Origin of the sequence: Chromobacterium alkanivorans (assembly GCF_016937655.1) — a bacterium.
GTDB lineage: Bacteria > Pseudomonadota > Gammaproteobacteria > Burkholderiales > Chromobacteriaceae > Chromobacterium > Chromobacterium alkanivorans.
Map to the genome: position 1 here is coordinate 1 of NZ_JAFHKL010000049.1, position 402 is coordinate 402.

A 402-nucleotide genomic window follows, 5' to 3' on the forward strand; every position below is an offset into this window, starting at 1 on the left:
TCGAGTACTTACAGCCTATCGGTTATTTGTAGTTAAGGGCGTCAGCCAGCGATGGCTGAACATGAAATGGGTTTGTAGCTCAGCTGGTTAGAGCACCGTCTTGATAAGGCGGGGGTCGTTGGTTCGAGTCCAACCAGACCCACCAGAATTTCTGTTGTCGGAGCGATCCGGCCGCACGAATAAAGCTGAAAGGCAAAGCGAAAGGCGGCGACGTGTGCTGATGCACACGAGGCGCGTTTCAACGCTGCATTTCAGGTTTAGAGGGGGATTAGCTCAGTTGGGAGAGCACCTGCTTTGCAAGCAGGGGGTCGTCGGTTCGATCCCGTCATCCTCCACCACAACTCAAACACAAGCGAGTTTGCAAAACAGCTTGATTGTGTTTGCGTTGTATTTTTAACGCCC

2 tRNA genes are annotated in these 402 nt (G+C 52.2%); both read left to right on the top strand.

Annotated elements, in window-relative coordinates:
- Positions 1-68 precede the first annotated feature (68 nt).
- Positions 69-145 (top strand) — tRNA-Ile (locus JW897_RS24145).
- 117 nt (positions 146-262) lie between these two features.
- Positions 263-338 (top strand) — tRNA-Ala (locus JW897_RS24150).
- The last annotated feature ends 64 nt before the right edge of the window (positions 339-402 follow it).